The following is a 22153-nucleotide window of genomic DNA, read 5'->3' as shown; positions in this document are numbered from 1 at the left end:
GCGGTATTGGTCTGCTTCCTGGGCTACGCGATGCAATATCTATTTGATCCTATTACGCAATTTTTGCTTCTCGTCGCCATTGTCGCCGGTGCGCATTGGCTATTGCCGAAGCACAGGGCCGTGCGCTTTGCTATCGATGTCGCTTTTTTTGTTACGTTGACCGCCATTCTGCTGGCGAACGGCGTTGCGCCCTATTCAGAAACATTGATATCGTCGGATTTCTGGCATCGCCTGTTCTATGGACTTGCAAAGACGATCTGGTGGCTCGGCGGAGCGATGATGCTCGTCAGCAGCATCAGGTTGTTCCTGATCTTCGAGCGCCGCCCTCGCGAAGCCCGGTTCGTCCAGGACCTGATCGCCGGGATTATCTATGTCGGGGCCGCGCTTTCGGTGGTGGCTTATGTATTCAGTGTGCCGGTCGGCACGCTGATCGCGACATCCGGTGTCTTTGCGATCGTCCTTGGCCTGGCGCTGCAAAGCACGCTTTCCGATGTTTTTTCCGGTATCGCTCTCAATCTCGGTCGTTCATACAGCGTCGGAAACTGGATCATTCTGGAAAGCGGTATCCAGGGTCGCGTCATCGAGACCAACTGGCGCGCGACCCATCTCTCCAACGCCACGAACGATCTCGTCGTCATTCCGAACAGCGCGCTCGCAAAAGCACAATTGGTCAATCTCAACAGCCCCGACGAAACGCATGGCATTGCCATGACGATCAAGCTCGCCCCGACGCGGACGCCGGCGACCATGGCGAGACTGCTCGAGACGGTCACGCTGGGAAGCAATCATATGATGCGTATTCCGGATCCCCTGGTCTCGATCGTCAGCCTCACCAAGGAGGTCATCGAATTCGAGCTTGCTTTCCGCATCCGTGACATATCCGAGACGACAGCCGCAAAGAACGAGATCTACGATCTGGTGTACCGGCACGCGCTGGCGGCTGGAATTCCACTCGCAAGCAGTGCCGTGTTCAGTACAGCGCTCACACAAGAGACGGTGACCGGCATAGAGGAAGGGTCCGAGAATCCCTTGCGCCTCATGGCGATGATGCCACTCTTTTCCGCTCTTACTGAAAAGGAGCGTGAAACACTTTCCAAATCCGCTACGCGCCGAACCTACGCCAAAGGGACAGAGATCATTGCGCAGGGAGAACGCTCACAGGCCTTGGCGCTTGTCGAAAGCGGCGTCGTGAATGTGGTCCGTCAGGAGAATGGTCGAGATACGGAACTCAATCGACTATCGCCTGGTGATTTCTTCGGCGAGCGCGGTCTTTTGATCGGCGCGGAAGAACCCGGCAGCATCATCGCGCTGACGCCGGCCGTTGTCTGCGAGATCGGACGCGATCAGCTTTGCGAGATCTTGCGGGAGCGCCCGGCTCTTGCTGAGGACATCGGCACAACGCTCGCTGGCCGCCTCGAGCAGGAAAAACACCTGCAAGGTATAGGCGGCACGCCGTCGCAGCATGTGCAGACACTCGCCAATCGCATCCGTCATCTGTTCCAGTTACCGTACGCGGCGGTCTGATCGAAGGGTGCCCAAGTGAGGCCCTCGCTCCAGCGATCACCGGTGCTGATCGTTTGGCCGAGGGCGCATGTCATGGATGCGCCTGCAGACTTGCTGCTCAAGCGTTGGTGGTGCGAAGGATTTCAAAGAGGAACCACACCCGGCGCTCGCCCTCATCGATCCAGTTTTCCAAAAGGCTGGCGGTGGCGACGTCATTGTGCTCATCGCATACAGTGTGCAGGGAGCGCAAGCTGGCGATGAGCGCTCCGTTGTCGTCACGAAGTTCGGCGAGCATCTCGTGCGGATGGACGAAATCGGCATCGTTGTCCAAGATCCGCTGGCGGTGGGCGATATCGCCGATCGAACGAAGCGTTCCGCCGCCGAGCTTGCGGACACGCTCGGCGAGAGGGTCCGTCATGGCGAAAAGCTGTTCCCCGTGCTCGTCGAGCATCAGATGATAATCGCGGAAGCTCGGCCCCGACATGTGCCAGTGAAAGTTCTTGGTCTTGAGGTAAAGGGCGAAGACATCGGCAAGCAGGGTGGTGGCGCTGGCGGATATGTCGGTTACCGCCTCGCGGCTGAGGCCTGTCGGGGTTTTCAATGGTGCCAAACGGCGCGATTTCACAGATTCGTCCATTTTTCCTATCCTTCTGGAAAAGTTTCAGCAGTAAATCTTGATGTCACTCAAAGCGGCCGGTGGCCGGCGTATCCCTCGCGGGAAATGTCTCCAGCAGGGCCTCGTTGAGGCATTCTTCCGAAGTCGGCTTGGCCGCGACCGGAAGCTAGAGGCGGAGGTCTTCCATTTCCGGCAGGCTCTCTTTGCCGTCGCGAACATAGGCATCGATTCTGTTTGGCTCGACCATGTGATACATCCTTAGCAACGGTCATCTGTCGACGATCATTGCCCCGTTGGACGCGAATTTCTTGAATATTCACATTCAGATTTGGATCAGTCACTTGAACTGTATTCGGACGCCGAGGCTCGTCTGCTTCACGCCAATTGCAAACATCGTAACCGAAAAAGCGCCAACCCTTCGATAGTCCAAAAACAAGGGGAACGAGCCCTTCGCCAGACTGCACCATATTCCCCTTGATTTATTGGCCGAAGCGGAAACGGTGTCATCGCTTTGGCTACCACAGTTCCGGTTACAAACCTGCCTCGGCCATCCAAAGCTCTGCGTCCGCACCACCGGGAATACGCAGTGGGACAGATGGGTCGGTGGCAGCTCGCCAAACCGCCTCTGCCACGTCGGGTGCATAGGTCACGGGACCTGTGTCTTCCTGCACACTCTTCACGAATTGTTGGAGCAGCGGTGCATAGTCCGGGTCGTCCATGCCACGCAGATGCGGACGGGCATTGGCGCCAAAGCTTGTTTCCGGCGAACGGCCCGGCAAAACGATGTGGACGCGCACACCAAATGGCTCCATTTCCACCGCCAGCGACTCGGTGAAGGCGTTTACCGCCGCCTTGCTCGCGCGGTAGACCCCGACCACTGACAATGTCTTGACCGTCACCGTGGAAGTGACGTTGATAACGACCCCGGCTCGGCGCCGCCGCATTTGCGGCACGACAGCCTGGACCATCGCCAGTGTCCCGATCGTATTCGTTTGAAACAGCGCCTGGACTGTTTCTGGTGCTGTCAGTTCGACCGGAGATGGCGCGCCGAAACCGGCATTGTTGACCAGAACGTCGATGCGGCCTGCCGCCTCCACTGCCTGCGCGATGCTTGTCGGATCGGTGACGTCGAGCGCAAGCACGCGCAGGCGCTCGGAGGCTGGTAGCAAATCTTTGTTGGGTGTTCGCATCGTCGCGATCACCTCCCAGCCCCTTTCGAGAAACAGTTTTGCGGTTTCCAGACCAAAGCCGGACGAGCAACCGGTGATCAATATCGTAGGCATAGACATCTCCATACAAGGTGAATGACACTATGGTAGTGACCAGGCCTAAGACTTAATATAGGCTGCAGTCTGCATTTCTTTAGCGTTAGTCCTGATGATGGCCATCGATCCTCTTGCTGAAATCGTCACTCTGCTACAGCCTGCCGCCCGCTTTTCGAAGCTGGTGGAATGTGCGGGTTCGTGGCGAATTCATCGTGAGGCGACAGGTGAACCATTCTATTGCGCGATCCTGGAGGGGAGTTGCCGCGTCACGTTCGGCAGCCATCAATCATTCATCCTTCAGGCCGGCGACTTTGTACTCGCGCCAGCGATGCGGAACCTGGTCAACGAGAGCATCGATGCGCCGGCCAATCTGTCCGCCATGTTCCCGACACAGGTCAGCGAAGGGCATTTCCGAGTCGGACGCCATGACGGTCCTGCCGATCTGCGCATGCGGATCGGCCATTGCAGCTTCGGCGCACCAGATTCAGCCCTGCTTGTCTCCCTGTTGCCGGATGTGGTTCTCGTTCGCGATCGGCCCCGGCTTGCCACGCTGATGCAATTGGTCGACGAGGAAACGCGCGAGCAGCGAGCGGCACGCGAGTTTGTGCTGGAACGGCTTCTCGAGGTGTTGTTGATCGAGGCATTGCGATCCGGAACGGAAACCACATCCGCGCCTGGCCTGAGCCGCGGCTTGGGCGACGACCGCTTGGCGGCCGCGCTTCATGCGATGCATGCTCGCCCCGAACATCCTTGGACCGTCGCCGATCTTGCGAACGAGGCGGCGCTGTCCCGTTCGGCTTTCTTTGTGCGGTTCAACCGTATCGTCGGCCTCCGCCCGATGGAGTATCTGCTGGCCTGGCGCATGGCGCTCGCAAAGCAGCTATTGCGGGATCGGAATCTCGGAATCGATCGGGTGGCAGAACGCGTAGGCTACGGGTCGGCCAGCACCTTTAGCGTTGCGTTTGCACGATATGCCGGAATGCCGCCGGCTCGATATGCGCGCACGGCAGGCTAAGAAAGCAATGATGGACGTGATCGCCGACTGGCGCCGACATCGATGACATGGCTGTAACTGGAATCAGACATCTGCCGGCCGGACATTTCATTCTCCTGGGTTCGACAGATGCTGCGTTTTGGTGGTCTATGCCAATCAATCGCCCTCGGGCGTTTCGACATGCGCCACGAGTGCCAGGGCAGCTAGGACGGCAGGGACGACAAAACTCCAGACGGGCGAGAGAATGAACGCCAGCGCCGCGATGGCGCAGCCCAAGGCGAAGATGACAACGGCGAGCACCATCCGCTTCAGACGCGAGTAGGCTGCAGCCGTGGTCTCCGATTGCCCGCCCATGGCGATATCGGCAAGGTCGAGCATGATCTGGGTTGTCGTTCCGGTCATCAGGGTCGATGGCGGAGACTTCGCCAGATGAACGCGATGAATGCCATTCTGCACCGCCATGGCGGCGACAAGGACCATGCCGATTGCGAAGGCTGTCGAACTGTTCGGATTGCTGAAGGGAGCGTATGCCAACGCGATCGCCGCGGCGATGACAAGCAACGCCAGCTTGACGACGAGAAGAGGACGCAGGACCGGTCGACCGCTGCGCTGCAGCGCCAGCCCGACCATTCGTGAGGCGAAGACAACGGCGCAGAAAACCGGGAGTGCCAGGAGCTTGGACAGAGTGCCTCCCGTACCCAATGCTATCGATGCGCCCAACGTCACGAAGTTGCCGGTTACGTGCGCGGTGAACAGCCCGCCGAGCGCCAGGAAGCCGACAGTATCGACGTATCCCCCGTTGAAACTGAGCAGAAGAGGAAGAGGAACGGCTTTCATTGGTGGAGCCTCCTGGAGACCTTGGTAAAGTGCTCCGGCGCTTCGGGCACTGCTTTCGTGGCAGCCTGCCGCCAGCCTTAAGCTTAGCGGCAGGCAGGATCGTTTTTTGTCAGGCCTTGATGAAGGCGAGCAGGTCCGGATTGATGACATCGGCGTGGACCGTCAGCATGCCGTGCGGGTAGCCCTTGTAAACCTTCAGCGTGCCGTTCTTGAGGAGCTTGACGGAGAGTTCGGCGGAGTCGGCGATCGGGACGACCTGATCGTCATCGCCATGGATGACGAGGGTCGGAACGGTGATCTTCTTGAGATCTTCCGTCTGGTCGGTTTCGGAGAAGGCCTTGATGCCGTCGCAATGGGCCTTGGCGCTGCCCATCATGCCCTGGCGCCACCAATTTTGGATCACGCCCTGATAAACAGTCGCGCCTGCACGGTTGAAGCCGTAGAACGGGCCGGCGGGGAAGTCGAGGAAGAGCTGCGCACGATTGTCGGCAACTGCCTTGCGGATGCCGTCGAAGACTTCCATGGGCAGGCCGCCCGGATTGGACTCTGTCTTCAGCATCAGCGGGGGGACAGCGCTGACGAGAACAGCCTTTGCGACACGGCCCTGCGGCTGGCCGAACTTGGCGACATAGCGGGCGACTTCGCCGCCGCCGGTAGAGTGACCGATATGGACGGCGTTCTTCAGGTTCAGATGTTCGGCGACTGCGGATGCGTCGGCTGCGTAGTGATCCATGTCGTGACCTTCGCTGACCTGCGAGGAACGGCCGTGACCACGACGATCATGAGCGACGACGCGATAGCCGTGCTGGACGAAGAACAGCATCTGCGTATCCCAATCGTCGGAAGACAGCGGCCAACCGTGATGGAACACGATCGGCTGGGCGTCCTTCGGACCCCAATCCTTATAGAAGATCTGTACGCCGTCTTTGGTTTCGACGAAGCCGGTGGTCATGAGCGGTATTCCTTTAATCTTTGTGGAGGCGGCAGCGGAAAAGGCAAGAGACGGCATGGCTATCGCAGCGGAAAGGGTTGCGCCGGCCATTAATGTTTGCCTGCGGGAAAACATCATCTCGATCGGGTTGTCAGACATCGTGGTAACCTTTGGCGTGAACTTTGGTTTCTTAGCCTGTGATGCGCCAGCGCCGCTTGTCCGATATTCGTCTTATTTGGATAAAGCTAAGGTCGCCGCGGGTTGCAGCAGATTGACGGTGGGGATCGCCCGAAAAACCTGTCACCATGCGAAGCTCAACTGAGCACCAAGGTAGTTGCCGCCATGGCCTCCGGCACGACGTATAGCATCGCCGATTTCGTAGTGTACCGCTTCGATGGCGCCAGTCAGATTGGCATTGAAGGCATAGTCGAGCCTGATCTGCCCGTAAGCTCCCGACCACGCGCCGCCGCGACCTGCCGTTCCTGCGAGTGGCTGATTGGGCTGGACGTAGATCGCGTCCGCGGTGGTTTGCCGCCACTGGAGGCCGACCGCCGCCATCAGCGTCATCTTGTCGGTTGGCTTCACCGTGATCGAAGGTTTGAGATGTATGAGATTCGCGTAGCCGGTGTAGCCGGCGAGCGTAAAATAGTAGCCGTTGGGAAAGAGAGGATTGAAGGTCCCGACAGTGCCGTCGCCGGGATTGTGGTCTCCCGAGGCCATATCGAACTGGAGGCCCAGCCTCGGAGTCCAGGATGCATCCTCGAAGGTGTACCCACCCCGCGCGCCGATCGCCCAGGCTCGAATATCCTTGTCGCCGACGGAACCCACCTGCCCCATTCCCTCGAGATCCCAATCGAGACCGTTCGAACTGCCGGCGAACCGGGTGTCGAATATATGCCGGTCTTCATCTCCGGATCCGTCCAGGTAATGTGCGTTGCGCTTCTGATAGAGCGAGTAGTAAGCGGAGAGTTCGTTGGTTCCCAGGACCTGCCGTTCCACGCGCAACGTGCTGAAGCGAAAGTCACCATTTGACGTATCGTCGAATGCCTCGTCGTTTCGATATTGGACTGGCTGGCTGACGAAACCGATGAATCGCCAAGGCCCTGTTTCCCAATCCGCCCAGACGGCATCGAAAGATTGACGCACATTCGGCCCGTCGCGCGAGGAGACAAAGCGCTGGAGGTCGAATGCGAAATCCTGCCGGCCAACTCGAGCCTTGAAGGTGCCGGCATCGAAATCGTGCGAGTAGGAAACAAACGCCAGCCTTAGGTCCATTTTGTCGGCGTCGGCAGGACCAACAGACTCTTTCCCAAATGCGCGGTCGTCTTCGAACTGGGTGAATATTTGCCAATCATCAAACAGATGCAGATCGATATGAAATTGCGCCCGCTGGATCACATAGTTGTCGCGCGCGATCCCGCCGATTCCGAAGCTTGGGGCGTTGTTTGTCTCGAATCGGTCTCTTAAATTCACACCGAACGATACGTAGGTTCCCGGATCACCAGACGAAAGCGGCAGATATTTCAGGCTGTCGAGCGGCTCCGTCCGAAGCGCAGGGACCGCCAGCACGGACCAATCTTCCTGCCAACGATTGCTCTTGATTGCTGGCCGTTTGGCTGGTGCGGATGGATCGGCAGCGTATACCGCCGTCGCCGAGAGGGCCAGCAATACGGCGGTTGAAACCAGGTATCGTTCGATCGTCATCTACGCTCTCCAAGATCGAGCGGCCGCGCTGAACGCGGCCGCAGCGCTGTCGTCAGGGCTTGGCAACGGAGTGGATTTCCGCGACGTAGCCGCCCGGAAATTCCACCATGGCAGCCCGACGATCGCCTGACTGAGAGGGTTCGACGAGGATCTTGACGCCTGCGTCCTTGGCTTTTTGCAAAGTGGCATCGAGGTCGACGACTTGATAGCCGGCCATTTCGTAGCCGTAGGGGAAGGGCAAATGTCCGTCGGTGGCAAGGACCGTCATTTTGCCGAAATCAGATTCGATGCGGATCCGATGGAAGCTGCTATCGGCGCGGCCGATTTCGACTCCGGGAGCCTTTTTATCGTTGGATACGATCTTGCCATGGGCGAATGTGGTGAAGTCCCGCACGAAGGCAGCCACCGCGTCAGGCGATACGTAGACACGATTTTCAGGGATGGTCTCGAACGCCGCGTAGGCTGGCTTCGTATTGTGCCAATAAAGCTGCATGTTGACACCGCCTGGCCACTGGATGACGGCATCGCGGCCGATCGGGTCCGGGAAAGGCGCAACAATAACGGTGGCACCGGCTTTCCTCGCCGCGTTGACGGCCTTGTCGAGATCGGTGACGAGATAGCCGGTGCGCTCGGCGCCGAAGGGATAGGGAATTGGGGTCTTGAAGCCGAAGAGCGAAACAGTTCCGGCAGGCGTCTGCAGGAGTTGCGAGGTCGTGCTACTCGGCGTCGGCGTAACGTTTGCCACGACCTGCTTGGTGCTGGTGCCGCCGAAGGTAGCAAGGAAGCCCTTGACGAAAGCGTCCACATCAGTGGGCGCGACATAGACGTGGGTGGTATCGTATTGAGGCGCGACGGCGAACTGGGGGGTAGCTAGCGCCGGGGTGCAGCAAAGCGCAATCAGGGCGGCGAATGTGAGGGAACGGCAGATCATCAGGGCTTTCCTTGGTGGTTATGGCGGCAAGGCAGAGGCAGGCCATGTCGCTTCTATGGGAAAAGGTGCAATCAATTAGCGATCGGCATGCGCCTCTGATCTCTGCCGGCGTCGTGTTAAATACCGGCCCTCCTCAGGTTGGACCGGTCTGCCGCTCTTTAAGATCGAGCCAGGCGACAAGCAAGAAACCGCCGACGAGGCCGAGATGCTCGAAGAAGGAATTGGCGGCCATGAAACGTTCCATGCCGAGCGGCAATTCCCAGAAGCGCAATGCCAGGACGGTGGCAAGCAGGGTGAAGGCTCCGAGCCCGAGCGCGCCGAGCCAGCGGAAGAAGCCGACAAGGATCATCACGGAGGCTGCAAGCTCCAGGACGATCACAAGCACGGCGAAGGGCGGCGCCGGCGACAAGCCAAAATGCGTCATCTCGCCGATCGCGCCCGGAAAATCCGTAAGCTTGTTGAGACCGCCCTGGAGATAGGCGGCGCAGAGGCCGAGATAGGCGAGAAAGCGCATCCAGGGCGCCCCGAAGAGAGGGCGCGCAAGCGATGCGAGTTTCGTTTCAATGGAATGCATTCCGCTTCTCCTCATACCGCCCAGCAGGCGCAACCGAGCGCACCGAAGAAGCCCTTGAGGTCGGCGATCGGCAGCTTCGAGGTCCAGGCATTGGCATGGGCGTGGCCGTGGACATTGCAGTTGTTGGCGCAGCCGCAGGAGGCGATCAGGCGGCGATGTAGCGAATTCTTACCCGCGCCCTCCGGCTCACCCCAGGCGGCATAACCCTTGAAGCTGCGCACCGGCGACCAGTCGGGCATGGCGGGAGGGACTTCATCTTCATCGAGTTCGGCAAACGCGCCGGCGCCGTAGACGATCTTGCCGCCGACCATGGTGAGTTCGGAGGTGAGGAAGGAGATCTCGTCCTCGGCGCAGGCGAAGAAGTCTTTGTCGGGCACGATGAGATCGGCGAACTGGCCCTTCTCGATGCGGCCCTTCTTGCCTTCTTCGTTGGAAAACCACGTGACCTTTTCCGTCCACATGCGCAGTGCCGTCTCGCGGTCGAGGCAGTTGGCGCGTGGATAAAGCTGCATGCCGCCGACCGTCTTGCCGGTCACCATCCACGAAAGCGAGACCCACGGATTGTAGGAGGCGACGCGGGTGGCGTCCGTGCCGGCGGAAACGTTGACGCCCTTGTCGAGCATGCGCCTGATCGGCGGCGTCGCTTCCGCTACGCCATGGCCGTAGCGTTCGACGAAATATTCGCCCTGATAGGCCATGCGGTGCTGGGTGGCGATGCCGCCGCCAAGGGCTGCGATGCGGTCGATCGATCGTTCGGAGATGGTCTCGGCGTGGTCGAAGAACCAGTTCAGCCCTTCGAGCGAAATGTCCTGGTTGACCTTCTCGAAGACGTCGAGGGCTCGGCTGATCGTCTCGTCATAGGTGGCATGCAGACGCCAGGGCCAGCAGTTCTCGGCGAGAACGCGCACGACCTCTTCCAGCTCCCCCTCCATCTCCGGCGGCATGTCCGGGCGCGGCTGGCGGAAATCCTCGAAGTCGGCGGCGGAAAAGACCAGCATCTCGCCGGCGCCATTGTGGCGGAAATAGTCGTTGCCCTGCTTGTACTTGACCGAGGACGTCCAGTTGAGGAAATCCTCTTTCTCCTGTTTTGGCTTCTGGGTGAAGAGATTGTACGCCAGCCGAACGGTGAGCTGGTCTTCATCGGCAAGCTTCTGGATGACGGCGTAGTCGTCGGGATAGTTCTGGAAGCCGCCGCCGGCATCGATGACACCGGTGACGCCGAGACGGTTCAATTCCCGCATGAAATGACGGGTGGAATTGACCTGGTAGTCGAAGGGCAGCTTCGGGCCTTTGGCGAGCGTCGAATAGAGGATACCGGCATTCGGTTTGGCGAGCAGCAGGCCGGTCGGATTGCCTGATCCGTCGCGGGTGATCTCGCCGCCGGGCGGGTTCGGCGTATCCTTGGTATAACCAATCGCGCGCAGTGCCGCAGCGTTCAGAAGCGCACGGTCATAGAGATGCAGCAGGAAGACCGGCGTATCCGGGGCGATTGCATTGATTTCGTCGATGGTCGGCAGGCGCTTTTCAACGAACTGGTGCTCGGTGAAGCCGCCGACGACACGCACCCATTGCGGCGGCGGGGTGATCGCGACCTGCCGCTTCAGCATGTCCATAGCGTCGGCGAGCGAGCGCACGCCGTCCCAGCGCAGCTCCATGTTGAAGTTCAGGCCGCCGCGGACGACGTGGGTGTGGTTATCGATCAGGCCTGGCAGCGCGCGCTTGCCCTTGAGGTCGATGACCTTCGTGTCAGGCCCGGCAAGCGTCATGATCTCGGCGTCGTGGCCGACGGCGAGGAACTTGCCGTCCTTGATCGCAACGGCGGTAGCGGTCGGGTTGGAACGGTCGAGGGTCGTGATCAGGCCATGGTGAAAGACGAGGTCAGCGTGCACGGTGTCTACTCCGGTCTTGAGAGAATCGGCGGCAACGGCTGATGAGAAGAGGTTCGAGAATGCCAGGCTCGATGCTCCGCCGAGGAAGGTACGACGTGTGGTCATCAGCTCCGCTCCTCCACATTCGCTTGAGCTTGTCGGGCAACATCCGCTGGATTGCCGCCCTTTGGCAGGTGACCGAACACATGCGGCTTGATCTGGTGGATCCACGACACGGCAGCCGGTTCTTTGCTGATGAGTGTCTTGGCGAAGGGAACGATCTGCTCGCCAACGAGGATGCCCAGAAGACCGACAAGAGCAATGACCGGCGGCGCCGGCGAACGGACATTCAGCAGGCTGTAGACGATGCCGACAAGCAAGCCGGCTGCCAGGGAATACAGATAGATTTTCATGGGTGTTGTCCTTTTCAATTCTTCTCGACAACTAGGCGGCGGTTGCGTCGGCAACTGCTTCGAGGATGACGGAGGCAACGGCCTCCGGTTGCGAAAGCAGTGACATGTGGCTGGCCTTGAGTTCGGTCGTGCGGGCGTTCAGCTTCCTTGCCAATTCCCGCTGGAGCTCTACGCTGACCGCTCGGTCTTCGGTGGAAATCACGTACCAGTTCTTGCGGCTCGCCCAGGCAGTCTTGCTCACCTTGTCGGAGAAAGCGCCTGCGCCGAGCGGCGGCTGGGTGGCAGCGAGAACCCGTACATCCTGTTCCGGAAGATCCTGCGCGACAGCGTTGATCCAGCCGTTCACGCTCATCATGTAGCTGCCGCTGCGGTCGGAGCTCACCTCCGCCAGACCCGGAGGTGCTGCGTGGGCGGCGACCTGATCTCCCGTGGATTGGCCGACATCCGGTGCGAAGGCTGCCACAAAGACCAAAGCCTTGACCTTCGGGTCGTCGCCAGCTTCCGTAATCACGGTTCCTCCCCAGCTATGACCGGCGAGAACGACAGGCCCATCGATCTCGTTCAGCGCGTGGCGGGTTGCCTCGACATCCGCCGACAAAGATGAGGTCGGATTCTGCACGGCTGCAACTGCAACGCCCTGCTTCTGCAAAAGGGAAATAACGGATCTCCAGCTCGATGCATCTCCCCATGCCCCATGCACAAGAACGACAGTCGCGCTATTCGATGGTGAAGCGGCCATGATGAGCTCCGTGCACATGACAGAAAGGAAATGGGGGATGCCGTGGCGCATAGGCGAGTGCACCACGGGAAAGATCGAAGAGCAGGCCGCTGCATCGCATGAATACGAGCGGCCATTCGCGCCTCAATGACCTTCGGACGCGCCGAACATCGTCTTTGCGTAGATGATGCCGAGGCCGTAAGAGCCACCGAACTTCTTGGCGATGCCCGTGGTCATGTCGTAGGTCTCGGTCCGCGCCCAATCGCGCTGAAGCTCGAGCAGATACTGGAGCGAGGTCATCGGCTGAGCGCCGGCTTGAACCATGCGATCCATTGCCCGGTTGTGGGCTTCGTCGGAGACGTCGCCGCAAGCGTCGGCCAGTACGAAGACTTCAAAGCCCTGCTCGATCGCCGACAGCGCCGGGCCGACGATGCAGACGCCCGTCCACAGGCCGGAGAGCACGATGCGCTTTTTGCCGATGCGATTGATCTCTTCGATAACAGGAGCGTCTTCCCAGGTGTTCATCGAGGTGCGGTCGAACAGCTTCTGGCCGGGAAACGCGTCGGTGATTTCGGAGAACATCGGACCGGAGAAGCTCTTTTCCGCAACCGTGGTCAGAATGGTGGAAACGCCGAAACCCTTGGCGCCATTGGCGACGAGAGCTGCATTGTTCCGGAGATTGACAGCATCGATGCTCTTCGTCGCAAAAGACATCTGCGACTGAAAGTCGATCATGATGAGCGTATGGTCCTTCGGAGTAAGAAGCTTCGAGCCCGGCGTCGGTGTCGCGTTTACGGTCACTGTTTTTTCCTCAAAAGCGTGGAGCTGAACTGCGTCGTCATTCAGCTAAATTGCGTTGACGGAGCGGATCATGCCCGCTACGGCAGCAATCTTCTTGTCGCTTAGAAGGATGGTTTGTATGTTCGGACTGTTTCGGCCGTCGGATACCAAACGGCGCCGAAAGGAGACGAGCCCCTGCTCGAGACGGGATCTGACAGCAAGATTTTCGCCAAAGCGCAAGCGTCTGGCCGGCTGCGATCTTACGGGGTCTTATCGCCGAGTTTCAAACGGTTCTGCCGGCGCCAGTTGCCAGGGGGCTCTCCAGCAATATCCGAAAACACCCGCGTGAGATGGCTCTGATCGGCGAAGCCGCACGTTGTGGCGACTTCTTGAATCGAAAAATCGGCAAGCAGAAGATCTTTAGCCTTTGAAATCCGATACTCCATGACCCAGCGGTATGGTGTCCGGCCGAATGTCTCCTTGAATGCCCTGTTAAAATAACTGCGCGACAGGTTGCAGAGTTCGGCGAGTTCCGTGATCGAGACCTGCCTGAAGGCGTTGGCCGTCAAGAACTCCAGCACTCTTTTTTCCTGCCATGGCGCCAGGACGCCATTCCTGCTCGTCGGAAAATACTGGCTGGCGTAGGTATGCGTCAGATGCGTCAAAAGAACCAAACTGATTTGCTCAAAAAATAACTGATTGGCCTCGTGCCGGTTGACGAGATAAGGCAAGACGGCCTGAGCAAGGCCAAGAATGACGTCGTCCCTGGTGCCGGGCCGACAGTCGAATCCGTCGAATTGCGGGCGGCCGATATCCTCCAGGAAAGAGCGCACAAAGGACAGCGGGATATTGAACCTCAAATTATCGAACGGCGAGAGATGATGGCACTGCCATTCATTTCTGAGATCGGTAATAGCGATCGCGCCTTTGGGATGCCCGCCTTCGAAAATGAGCTCGTTGTTCTTCCAAAGTCGGTGCATTCTGAAATCGGTCAACTGAGTGATGACAGAGACCGCCTCGTCGCGTTTGCTCGACGGAGCGATCGGAAGATCATCCTTGTCGTAGCACAGGCGCGTGACCGTGATAGCCGACGCCTTCATCATCCATTGACTGGGAACAGGCGTTCTGGGCGGGTTACCACCCTCCGATTCTCTTTCCAATGTCCACTCCGGCCAGCCACCCCATATCAACTATAACGGTAGAGCATTTCACTGGTAAATTCCAACGACTTTTTTACGAAACGCTCCTTTCGCTCGACTTAAATTAGTTAAGGCACCCGGCACGCCAGACTGCCGGTGTCATACCGGTTTCACGGGAGAAAACCTTCGTAAAATGACTTTGATCCACGAATCCGCACGCGTTCGCGATCGCTTTCAGCGATGACTCGCTTCCGCGTAGTAGCTCCTTTGCAGCGCCCACGCGCGCATGCATCAGCCACTGATGGGGCGTGATACCGGTTACTTTCTTAAATCCCTGTGAGAAATGATTAGCGGAGAGGCCAGCCGCCGCGGCAATTTCCGCGACGGACAATTCACGGGCAAGGTTTTTTCTCATGAACTCTTTTGCCGCAGCCTCGCGATTGTAGGGAAGGATCGCGTCGTCCGCGCCAGCCGTCGTCTCACCGAGGGGGTCCTCGATCAGATGAGAACAGATCGCGATTGCCAGGTGTTTCAGGAGCGCTTCCCGCGAACCGGTCTCTCGATCAAAGAGGGAAAGGACGACGTCGGTGAGATTGCTTAGAACCGGATCTCTCTCGCCTCTTCGACACCGCAGCTCGATTTTCGGACTTGCGCTGGATAACTCCCCGACCTCCTCTATAAGCGTCTTTGGCAGCAAAAAAGTAACTGAATGAAGGCCGGCGTATAAGACGATTGACGCCCCGTCGGAAAGATCGACAAGGCAGACCGATCCCCGCCCGAACTTTCGCGGCAGCGTCCTGGTCCCATCGGGCAGGATATCGCAATGATGCGCCTCCTTGGTGTAGACCATCAGGAAATAGGCGTCGCACACGGGAAGGGAGACAATCGGCCTCTCACCACCCGAGACATCCTTGGCTATTCTCGTAACGCAAATCGATGAAGCTCTGACAGGCACCGTGTGCAGCGCGGCAGCCTCGGGAAGGCCGAAATACGGGCCGAGCGTTTTCAGTTGATAGTCCAGGCTCAATCCCTCTCCTCCAAGACGCCTCCGCGCCTGTGGCATCCGTGAGAACATTTCGGTTGCAGCAGACAATATTAATTCTGCTGAATACCCGCGCAATGCTCATTCTCGCGGAAAATCAGGTTTCAACCGCAGCAAGAACAAGCGTTACGATAACGACCACAACTATCTTGTACAATCTTACGGCCTCAGCCGAAAAGGCCACGAATCCGCAAAATTGGACTGAATATGGCTAATTTTCTATTCTCAGTACGATATTTGCGTAATGAGCCGACGTAGGGATAAGGGGCGCCGATTCTATCCGGAGGCCCAGCAGATCAAAGTCTGTTCTCCGCGGCGATCTCCTGAAGGTCAAGCTCATGTTCGAGATCCCGCATGACGCGATCATGGATTTCGCCAGCCCTATGCATCCGCAGGATTTCGGCACGACCCGCCTGAAGCGCGTCGAGAACCGCCCTGAAGTGATCAACCTTGATGCTCTCATGCGCGTCCCGGTCAGCTTCGTATTGTGCGGCGACCTCCGCCCGATGCCTGTACTGTTCAAGGAGGCGGGGATGCTTTTCACTGCCATCCTCGTTCTGCGAGCACTTCAGGATCGCGCGATACTGTGCTTCCGCCACGCGCCTCCACGCGGAAGCTTCATTTTCGCGTAAGCACTGTTCTTCGGCGGGGCTGGCCAATTTGAGGAGAGCGGCAAGCGGGCCTAAAGTTGAGCCTTGGACCAAAACTGTGACGATGATCACAACGAACGCGGCAATGAGGATTATGTCCCTTCCCGGTATCTGTTCCGGAAGCGACAACGCGCCAGTCAATGTCACCACGCCGCGCATACCCGCCCAGCTTATGATTGTTGTGGTTGCGAGTGACGAAGGCTCTCTGCGCTTGGGACGCGGCAGGACGCGTTTTAACGCTCCTGTCCCAAACAACCAGACAAACCGTGCCATGATCACCGTGAAAACAACGGCTGAGACCGGGATAGCAAGATCGCCGATGCCCTGTCCGGCTCCAGAGATCCGATCGAGAACGCCTCGAAGCGAGAGTCCGACCAGTATGAAAACAAGGGACTCCAGTAGAAAAACCAATGCCTTCCAAAACGCTTGAGCTCGCACGCGGGTCGAAGCTGAAAAGGTTTCGTGCTGATGGAATCCGAGGATAAGCCCGGTTGCGACCGTCGACAGGACTCCCGAGCTGTTAAGACGTTCGGCGCTGATGTAGGAAATCGCGGCGAGCAGGAGCGTTGCTGTGATGATCAGCTCGCTGTCGCGCAACCGACGGATCACCCAAACACCGGTCCAACCGACGACGAGACCGACGAGCACGCCTCCGGACGTCACCCATGAGAAAGATACGAGAGCCTCGGGGATACTGAAGGTGCCGGTCAAGGTCGCTGCCACGGCGAAGCGTAACAACACAAGTCCGCTGGCGTCGTTGACCAAGCTCTCGCCTTCCAGAAGAGCCGAAACTCGGCTCGGAAGATGAAGCCTTTCGAGCACCGCTCCGGCGGCGACAGCATCCGGTGGCGAGACAATCGCGCCCAATGCGAAACCCACGGCCCATGGCAATCCAGGCAAGAGGAAGTGAAACACGATTCCAACGGTCAATGTCGTAAATATCACGGCGCCAAGCGCGAGAGAGGCTATCTCGGCAAAGTGCTTCTTAAATTCGTACCATACGGTGAAATATGCACCGCTCATCAGGAGCGGCGGCAGAAAGATCAGCATGACAATTTCCGGATCGATCTTGATCGCCGGAACGCCGGGCATCAGCGCAAGAACGATCCCGCCGATGATGAGAGCCGCGGCCGGCGGTAGATGCAAACGCCGCGCAACAAGCTCGAGCACGATCGTCGCCATCAGCAGAAGGACGAGAAATTCGTATGTCGATTCCACTGACATTTGGTTCGGTTCTTACCTTGTCTCTGGTTATGCGTTGCGCCGGAATTAGAACGAAACGAGCTTGGCCGCGAGTGCAGCGCAATGGCACTGTTTACCGAAAACGTCGCCAATTGAATTGGACGATAATACTGCTATCGGGCAAAAGACCCATGATCATTCCAATCCGTCAAAGATAGCTATTCATCCGCTTTCGCGTCCGGCCAGGCGACATTGGATGAATTACTGACAGGCTACGCTCGGCGCGATTATGATTTTACGAGAATGGAGGAGGAAGATATTCCAAATAGCGATAGCGGGGTCCAAGAAGCCGGATGAAGCATTAGCTAGTCTCTCGCCGTCTCAAAATGGAGAATTGGAACCCACATGGCTGAGTTGCCCTTGATTACGCCGCACGATTGCGCACTTCTTCTGATCGACCAGCAGGCCGGTCTGGCCTTCGGGGTCGAATCCATCGCTCGTCAAACACTCCTCGGAAACGTCGTGGCGCTTGCAAAGACAGCCAAGCTGTTCGAACTGCCGATCATCGCCTCCACATCCGCCTCGATTGTTTATAGCGGACCCGTTATGCCGGCGATCCAGGCTGTGATCGGCGACATAAAGGCGGTCGAGCGCCGGAACATGAATCTTTGGGAGGACGAGACGGCGCGTGCGGCCGTTGTCGCAACCGGCCGTAAGCGCCTCCTTGTTTCAGGCCTCCTGACCGAGGCGTGCGTATCGTTTCCGGTCCTATCTGCCATTGAGGAGGGTTACGACGTCTCTGTCGTTGCCGACGCCTGTGGGGGTTTGACCCCTGACAGTCATTTTCTTGCCTTACGGCGAATGGAGGCGGCAGGGGCGACGATGACATCGTGGATTCAAGTTCTCCTTGAACTTCAAAGAGACTGGACAAGGCACGAAACCTATGCCGGAGCCAGAGGGATTGTTGAAGCCCACGCTGGTGGCTATGGCATCGGACTTTCATACGCGCGCGATATGATCCATCCTCCGCAGCCTTGAGCATGGCTGACCGCCGTGGTCATTTCGGCGGCCGGACGTCTTGAGAAATCCATTCAGAATCAAACGGCGCTTTAGGAAGTAATAGAGCGAGCGAAGTCTCTCGAAATGGAAACGCCGCTTGTAGGAGGATAACAATTTCGCCTGGCCGAAGCGTGATGAACCTCATGGTCTTCTTGATACGAGTTTCATAAATTCTGCGATCAGCGACTGTTTCCGAATGCGATCCTGGTCATCCGAGGAAATCATCAAGCGACTGGAAAACGCCTGCTGTTTTCCAGAGGCTCCGGTTGGCCCACCACGTAAAGAGCTTCCTTCGCCCTTGTCGCCGTGACGTTCAGCAAATTGAGACGACCGCCAGCCCAACCGCGCGCGCCCCGCTGCTGGGCGTCCGGAGCACCCAGAATGAAAAAGACGGCCTCCGCCTCGCGGCCCTGAACGGTATGGACCGTCGCGATCCGGTCCCTGCCCCACTGATACGGGTTCTCGACCCATCCATCGAGCAAGCCGCTGGAACGCAATACGTCCCGCATGCGATCCTGCACCACGACGAACGGAGCCACGACATAGAAGTCGGGAGCGCATCCTCGATCTCGCAGATGACGTAGTTGCGCGAGCAGTTCGTCGCCCTCCTGCGGGCACCATTTTTCCTGCCCTCGTTCCTCTATAGACGAAACTGAAGCGCGATATCAGATTGCCCAGCTCACAAACTATTGAAGTTTCGGAGGGTGTGCTGGCGGATCGTGCCGTATCCGATATCGGCAAAAGCCGCGGCGTTGGCTCTGGCTGCTTACGGGCTTGTGATGAGGCGTTAAATGCTCGACCCGTTAGCAAATACACGAACGCCCGCGCGATGGCGGGCTCTCGTGTATTTGGTTGCGGGGGCAGGATTTGAACCTGCGGCCTTCAGGTTATGAGCCTGACGAGCTACCGGGCTGCTCCACCCCGCGTCACCAGCGCAAACCGCTTTGCGGTTTGTCGCGTCAGCGTAAACCCGAAGGGTTTATCGCGCTTGCGTGAACCGCAAAGCGGTTCATGCTTTATCCACGTAAACCGCTTCAGCCGTTTATCGTGTATTCTCAGCGCAAATCCGGAGGATTTGTCGCGCCCGTGGCACCGTATTTCAGGTGTGTAAGGGGTAATGTCTTGCTTTTCAGAAGCGACAAAGGCCGCTTGAAGCGGCCTATTGTAACACGGCTAGGCCGTTTCAGCGTAACCCTTTTGGGTTTATCGCGTTTGTGATGAGAAGATTGTGTGAGGCATAAATTGCTTATGCAATTTAGCGACGCATAAACCGCCGATGCGGTTTAGCGTGAAGTTGCGTTTGGCAGACCTGGCAGCGACCTACTCTCCCGCGTCTTAAGACGAAGTACCATGGGCGCAGGGGCGTTTCACGGCCGTGTTCGGAAAGGGAACGGGTGCGGCCACCCCGCCATAACCACCAGGTCGGCAAAGCGCAACTTCGGGCTAAACCGCGCCAGCGGTTTATGCCCTGCACGCTAAACCTTGCGGGTTTAGCGCGATGAGAAGCTGGTGAAGTTTTCACTTCGTTTGTCTATTTGAACACGTCTTTGGTGCGTTTCCGGACAAAGTCCGCAAGCGCAAAGCGCGTCGCCGGACGTCCGGCGCGCCGTCCGCAGCGTAGCGATCGAAGATCGCGACAGCGTGAGGACAAAACTCAATGCAGATGAACGTTTACGTTCGTCTGATGAGCACTGGCAATGGGAACGATCAAGCCAATCGAGCTATTAGTACCGGTAAGCTTCATGCGTTGCCGCACTTCCACACCCGGCCTATCAACGTGGTCGTCTTCCACGGCTCTGATAGGGAACACTCGTTTTCAGGTTGGTTTCCCGCTTAGATGCCTTCAGCGGTTATCCATTCCATATGTAGCTACCCTGCTATGCCCTTGGCAGGACAACAGGTCCACCAGAGATATGTCCATCCCGGTCCTCTCGTACTAGGGACAGATCCTGTCAATATTCCTACACCCACGGCAGATAGGGACCGAACTGTCTCACGACGTTCTGAACCCAGCTCACGTACCGCTTTAATTGGCGAACAGCCAAACCCTTGGGACCTGCTCCAGCCCCAGGATGCGATGAGCCGACATCGAGGTGCCAAACAACCCCGTCGATATGGACTCTTGGGGGTCATCAGCCTGTTATCCCCGGCGTACCTTTTATCCGTTGAGCGATGGCCCTTCCACGCGGGACCACCGGATCACTATGACCGACTTTCGTCTCTGCTCGACTTGTCAGTCTCGCAGTCAGGCGGGCTTATGCCATTGCACTCGACGACCGATTTCCGACCGGTCTGAGCCCACCATCGCGCGCCTCCGTTACTCTTTCGGAGGCGACCGCCCCAGTCAAACTACCCACCATACACTGTCCCGGATCCGGATGACGGACCGCGGTTAGACATCCATGACGATAAGGGTGGTATTTCAAGGATGGCTCCACAAGAACTGGCGTCCCTGCTTCAAAGCCTACCACCTATCCTACACATGCCGACACGAATGCCAGTGTAAAGCTATAGTAAAGGTGCACGGGGTCTTTCCGTCTGACCGCAGGAACCCCGCATCTTCACGGGGAATTCAATTTCACTGAGTCTATGTTGGAGACAGCGGGGAAGTCGTTACGCCATTCGTGCAGGTCGGAACTTACCCGACAAGGAATTTCGCTACCTTAGGACCGTTATAGTTACGGCCGCCGTTTACTGGGGCTTCGATTCAGAGCTTGCACCCCTCCTCTTAACCTTCCAGCACCGGGCAGGCGTCAGACCCTATACGTCGTCTTGCGACTTCGCAGAGCCCTGTGTTTTTGGTAAACAGTCGCTACCCCCTGGTCTGTGCCACCCTCACATACTTGCGTACATAAGGGTCACGCTTCTTCCGAAGTTACGCGTGCAATTTGCCGAGTTCCTTCAACATAGTTCTCTCAAGCGCCTTGGTATACTCTACCTGACCACCTGTGTCGGTTTCGGGTACGGTCTATACGGTGGAGCTATTTCCTGGAACCGCGTCCCCGCCCACACAATCCAATAAGTGTGAACAAGTTAAGCAATCCGTCACTACCACCAGGCCCACGAATATTAACGTGGTTCCCATCGACTACGCGTGTCCGCCTCGTCTTAGGGGCCGGCTAACCCTGCTCAGATTAACTTTAAGCAGGAACCCTTGGTCTTTCGGCGAGAGGGTCTCTCACCCTCTTTATCGTTACTCATGTCAACATTCGCACTTCCGATACCTCCAGGGCCCCTCACAGGTACCCCTTCACAGGCTTACGGAACGCTCCGCTACCACTTGCATTGCTGCAAATCCTCAGCTTCGGTGCATGGCTTCAGCCCCGTTACATTTTCGGCGCAAAGACCCTTGACTAGACCAGTGAGCTGTTACGCTTTCTTTAAATGATGGCTGCTTCTAAGCCAACATCCTGGTTGTTTTGGGATCCTCACATCCTTTCCCACTTAGCCATGACTTGGGGACCTTAGCTGGAGGTTAGGGTTGTTGCCCTTTTCACGACGGACGTTAGCACCCGCCGTGTGTCTGCCTGATAGTACTCCCCGGTATTCGGAGTTTGGTTAGGATCAGTAAGACGGTGAGTCCCCATAGCCCATCCAGTGCTCTACCCCCGGGGGTATTCGTCAGACGCTCTACCTAAATAGATTTCGCGGAGAACCAGCTATTTCCGAGTTTGATTGGCCTTTCACCCCTAGCCACAAGTCATCCCAATCTATTGCAACAGATGCGGGTTCGGTCCTCCAGTTGGTGTTACCCAACCTTCAACCTGCTCATGGCTAGATCACTCGGTTTCGGGTCTAATGCAACAAACTATATCGCCCTATTCAGACTCGCTTTCGCTTCGCCTACACCTACCGGCTTAAGCTTGCTTGTTACACTAAGTCGTTGACCCATTATACAAAAGGTACGCCGTCACCCTTGCGGGCTCCGACTGTTTGTAGGCATCCAG

Annotated in this window: 19 protein-coding genes, 1 tRNA gene and 2 rRNA genes (1 of these 22 cut by a window edge); 4 read left to right on the top strand and 18 right to left on the bottom strand. The window is 57.8% G+C overall.

Annotated elements, in window-relative coordinates; translation table 11 throughout:
- Nucleotides 1-30: 30 nt before the first annotated feature.
- On the top strand, nt 31-1524 hold the full coding sequence (locus tag CCGE531_RS00440) for a mechanosensitive ion channel family protein (protein ID WP_120666330.1): 1494 nt from the start codon (nt 31-33) through the stop codon (nt 1522-1524).
- A gap of 97 nt (nt 1525-1621) precedes the next feature.
- On the opposite strand, the gene CCGE531_RS00435 is transcribed toward CCGE531_RS00440, so the two are convergent.
- Together CCGE531_RS00435 and CCGE531_RS00425 are read right to left on the bottom strand one after the other, a co-directional pair.
- Entirely contained in the window at nt 1622-2140 is a 519-nt protein-coding gene (locus CCGE531_RS00435; RefSeq protein WP_120662425.1) for a DNA starvation/stationary phase protection protein, read from the bottom strand.
- Between the two features lie 509 nt (nt 2141-2649).
- Entirely contained in the window at nt 2650-3402 is a 753-nt protein-coding gene (locus CCGE531_RS00425) for an SDR family oxidoreductase (protein ID WP_120662423.1), read from the bottom strand.
- 97 nt (nt 3403-3499) lie between these two features.
- Here CCGE531_RS00425 and CCGE531_RS00420 point away from each other — a divergent pair, with 97 nt between their 5' ends.
- Nucleotides 3500-4399, top strand: a complete 900-nt coding sequence (locus tag CCGE531_RS00420; RefSeq protein ID WP_120666328.1) for an AraC family transcriptional regulator — start codon at nt 3500-3502, stop codon at nt 4397-4399.
- Nucleotides 4400-4534: 135 nt separating this feature from the next.
- On the opposite strand, the gene CCGE531_RS00415 is transcribed toward CCGE531_RS00420, so the two are convergent.
- Both CCGE531_RS00415 and CCGE531_RS00410 read right to left on the bottom strand, forming a co-directional pair.
- Nucleotides 4535-5215 (bottom strand): YoaK family protein, encoded by a 681-nt coding sequence (locus CCGE531_RS00415; protein ID WP_120662422.1) that lies wholly within the window; start codon nt 5213-5215, stop codon nt 4535-4537.
- A gap of 109 nt (nt 5216-5324) precedes the next feature.
- The gene (locus CCGE531_RS00410; protein ID WP_245459039.1) at nt 5325-6284 is read right to left on the bottom strand and encodes an alpha/beta hydrolase; all 960 of its coding nucleotides are present in this window, start codon (nt 6282-6284) and stop codon (nt 5325-5327) included.
- Between CCGE531_RS00410 and CCGE531_RS34700 the strand changes: the two genes are divergently transcribed.
- Nucleotides 6166-6468 (top strand): hypothetical protein, encoded by a 303-nt coding sequence (locus CCGE531_RS34700; protein WP_245459199.1) that lies wholly within the window; start codon nt 6166-6168, stop codon nt 6466-6468. The two genes, CCGE531_RS00410 and CCGE531_RS34700, sit on opposite strands and share 119 nt — an antisense overlap.
- Here CCGE531_RS34700 and CCGE531_RS00405 read toward each other — a convergent pair.
- The 10 genes from CCGE531_RS00405 to CCGE531_RS00360 form a co-directional block, all read right to left on the bottom strand.
- Nucleotides 6447-7850, bottom strand: coding sequence for an alginate export family protein (locus CCGE531_RS00405; RefSeq protein ID WP_120662420.1), 1404 nt, complete (start codon nt 7848-7850; stop codon nt 6447-6449). The genes CCGE531_RS34700 and CCGE531_RS00405 overlap by 22 nt on opposite strands.
- Nucleotides 7851-7902: 52 nt before the next feature.
- Entirely contained in the window at nt 7903-8781 is an 879-nt protein-coding gene (locus tag CCGE531_RS00400) for a glyoxalase (protein WP_120662419.1), read from the bottom strand.
- A 133-nt stretch (nt 8782-8914) separates the two neighbouring features.
- The gene (locus CCGE531_RS00395) at nt 8915-9355 is read right to left on the bottom strand and encodes a DoxX family protein (RefSeq protein WP_120662418.1); all 441 of its coding nucleotides are present in this window, start codon (nt 9353-9355) and stop codon (nt 8915-8917) included.
- Between the two features lie 11 nt (nt 9356-9366).
- Nucleotides 9367-11349, bottom strand: coding sequence for an amidohydrolase (locus tag CCGE531_RS00390; RefSeq protein WP_120662417.1), 1983 nt, complete (start codon nt 11347-11349; stop codon nt 9367-9369).
- Complete coding sequence (locus CCGE531_RS00385; protein WP_120662416.1) at nt 11349-11636, bottom strand: XapX domain-containing protein; 288 nt, start codon at nt 11634-11636, stop codon at nt 11349-11351. Before CCGE531_RS00385 ends, CCGE531_RS00390 begins: the two co-directional genes overlap by 1 nt.
- A gap of 31 nt (nt 11637-11667) precedes the next feature.
- Nucleotides 11668-12375 (bottom strand): alpha/beta hydrolase, encoded by a 708-nt coding sequence (locus CCGE531_RS00380; protein ID WP_245458938.1) that lies wholly within the window; start codon nt 12373-12375, stop codon nt 11668-11670.
- A gap of 123 nt (nt 12376-12498) precedes the next feature.
- Complete coding sequence (locus CCGE531_RS00375; protein WP_281024450.1) at nt 12499-13089, bottom strand: hydrolase; 591 nt, start codon at nt 13087-13089, stop codon at nt 12499-12501.
- 305 nt (nt 13090-13394) lie between these two features.
- Nucleotides 13395-14294 (bottom strand): AraC family transcriptional regulator, encoded by a 900-nt coding sequence (locus tag CCGE531_RS00370; RefSeq protein WP_120662413.1) that lies wholly within the window; start codon nt 14292-14294, stop codon nt 13395-13397.
- A 103-nt stretch (nt 14295-14397) separates the two neighbouring features.
- Nucleotides 14398-15300 carry an AraC family transcriptional regulator gene (locus CCGE531_RS00365; protein ID WP_162943829.1) on the bottom strand — a complete coding sequence of 301 codons (903 nt, stop codon included), beginning with the start codon at nt 15298-15300 and terminating at the stop codon, nt 14398-14400.
- A gap of 311 nt (nt 15301-15611) precedes the next feature.
- Nucleotides 15612-17147: a Na+/H+ antiporter gene (locus CCGE531_RS00360; RefSeq protein ID WP_245458935.1), complete on the bottom strand. Its 1536-nt coding sequence runs from the start codon at nt 17145-17147 to the stop codon at nt 15612-15614.
- A gap of 405 nt (nt 17148-17552) precedes the next feature.
- Between CCGE531_RS00360 and CCGE531_RS00355 the strand changes: the two genes are divergently transcribed.
- Nucleotides 17553-18185, top strand: a complete 633-nt coding sequence (locus CCGE531_RS00355) for a hydrolase (RefSeq protein WP_120662410.1) — start codon at nt 17553-17555, stop codon at nt 18183-18185.
- Nucleotides 18186-18430: 245 nt separating this feature from the next.
- On the opposite strand, the gene CCGE531_RS00350 is transcribed toward CCGE531_RS00355, so the two are convergent.
- The 4 genes from CCGE531_RS00350 to CCGE531_RS00335 form a co-directional block, all read right to left on the bottom strand.
- On the bottom strand, nt 18431-18850 hold the full coding sequence (locus CCGE531_RS00350; RefSeq protein ID WP_120662409.1) for an AAA domain-containing protein: 420 nt from the start codon (nt 18848-18850) through the stop codon (nt 18431-18433).
- Between the two features lie 205 nt (nt 18851-19055).
- Nucleotides 19056-19132: transfer RNA gene (locus CCGE531_RS00345), tRNA-Met, on the bottom strand.
- Nucleotides 19133-19513: 381 nt separating this feature from the next.
- Nucleotides 19514-19628 (bottom strand): 5S ribosomal RNA (rrf, locus tag CCGE531_RS00340).
- Between the two features lie 281 nt (nt 19629-19909).
- Nucleotides 19910-22153, bottom strand: a 23S ribosomal RNA gene (locus tag CCGE531_RS00335); it runs 690 nt beyond the window's last position.

The sequence above is a fragment of the Rhizobium sp. CCGE531 genome, assembly GCF_003627795.1.
Taxonomy (GTDB): Bacteria; Pseudomonadota; Alphaproteobacteria; order Rhizobiales; family Rhizobiaceae; genus Rhizobium.
Note: the sequence above shows the minus strand (reverse complement) of the source record. Positions and strands in the feature narration are given on the sequence as shown.

Coding starts and splice junctions, on each gene's coding strand:
- CCGE531_RS00400 (WP_120662419.1), bottom strand. CDS start 8,781: ATGATCTGCCGTTCCCTCACATTCGCCGCCCTGATTGCGCTTTGCTGC.
- CCGE531_RS00435 (WP_120662425.1), bottom strand. CDS start 2,140: ATGGACGAATCTGTGAAATCGCGCCGTTTGGCACCATTGAAAACCCCG.
- CCGE531_RS00375 (WP_281024450.1), bottom strand. CDS start 13,089: ATGATCGACTTTCAGTCGCAGATGTCTTTTGCGACGAAGAGCATCGAT.
- CCGE531_RS00355 (WP_120662410.1), top strand. CDS start 17,553: ATGGCTGAGTTGCCCTTGATTACGCCGCACGATTGCGCACTTCTTCTG.
- CCGE531_RS00380 (WP_245458938.1), bottom strand. CDS start 12,375: ATGGCCGCTTCACCATCGAATAGCGCGACTGTCGTTCTTGTGCATGGG.
- CCGE531_RS00425 (WP_120662423.1), bottom strand. CDS start 3,402: ATGCCTACGATATTGATCACCGGTTGCTCGTCCGGCTTTGGTCTGGAA.
- CCGE531_RS34700 (WP_245459199.1), top strand. CDS start 6,166: ATGAGCGGTATTCCTTTAATCTTTGTGGAGGCGGCAGCGGAAAAGGCA.
- CCGE531_RS00385 (WP_120662416.1), bottom strand. CDS start 11,636: ATGAAAATCTATCTGTATTCCCTGGCAGCCGGCTTGCTTGTCGGCATC.
- CCGE531_RS00440 (WP_120666330.1), top strand. CDS start 31: ATGCAATATCTATTTGATCCTATTACGCAATTTTTGCTTCTCGTCGCC.
- CCGE531_RS00405 (WP_120662420.1), bottom strand. CDS start 7,850: ATGACGATCGAACGATACCTGGTTTCAACCGCCGTATTGCTGGCCCTC.
- CCGE531_RS00420 (WP_120666328.1), top strand. CDS start 3,500: ATGGCCATCGATCCTCTTGCTGAAATCGTCACTCTGCTACAGCCTGCC.
- CCGE531_RS00395 (WP_120662418.1), bottom strand. CDS start 9,355: ATGCATTCCATTGAAACGAAACTCGCATCGCTTGCGCGCCCTCTCTTC.
- CCGE531_RS00390 (WP_120662417.1), bottom strand. CDS start 11,349: ATGACCACACGTCGTACCTTCCTCGGCGGAGCATCGAGCCTGGCATTC.
- CCGE531_RS00360 (WP_245458935.1), bottom strand. CDS start 17,147: ATGGCGACGATCGTGCTCGAGCTTGTTGCGCGGCGTTTGCATCTACCG.
- CCGE531_RS00410 (WP_245459039.1), bottom strand. CDS start 6,284: ATGATGTTTTCCCGCAGGCAAACATTAATGGCCGGCGCAACCCTTTCC.
- CCGE531_RS00415 (WP_120662422.1), bottom strand. CDS start 5,215: ATGAAAGCCGTTCCTCTTCCTCTTCTGCTCAGTTTCAACGGGGGATAC.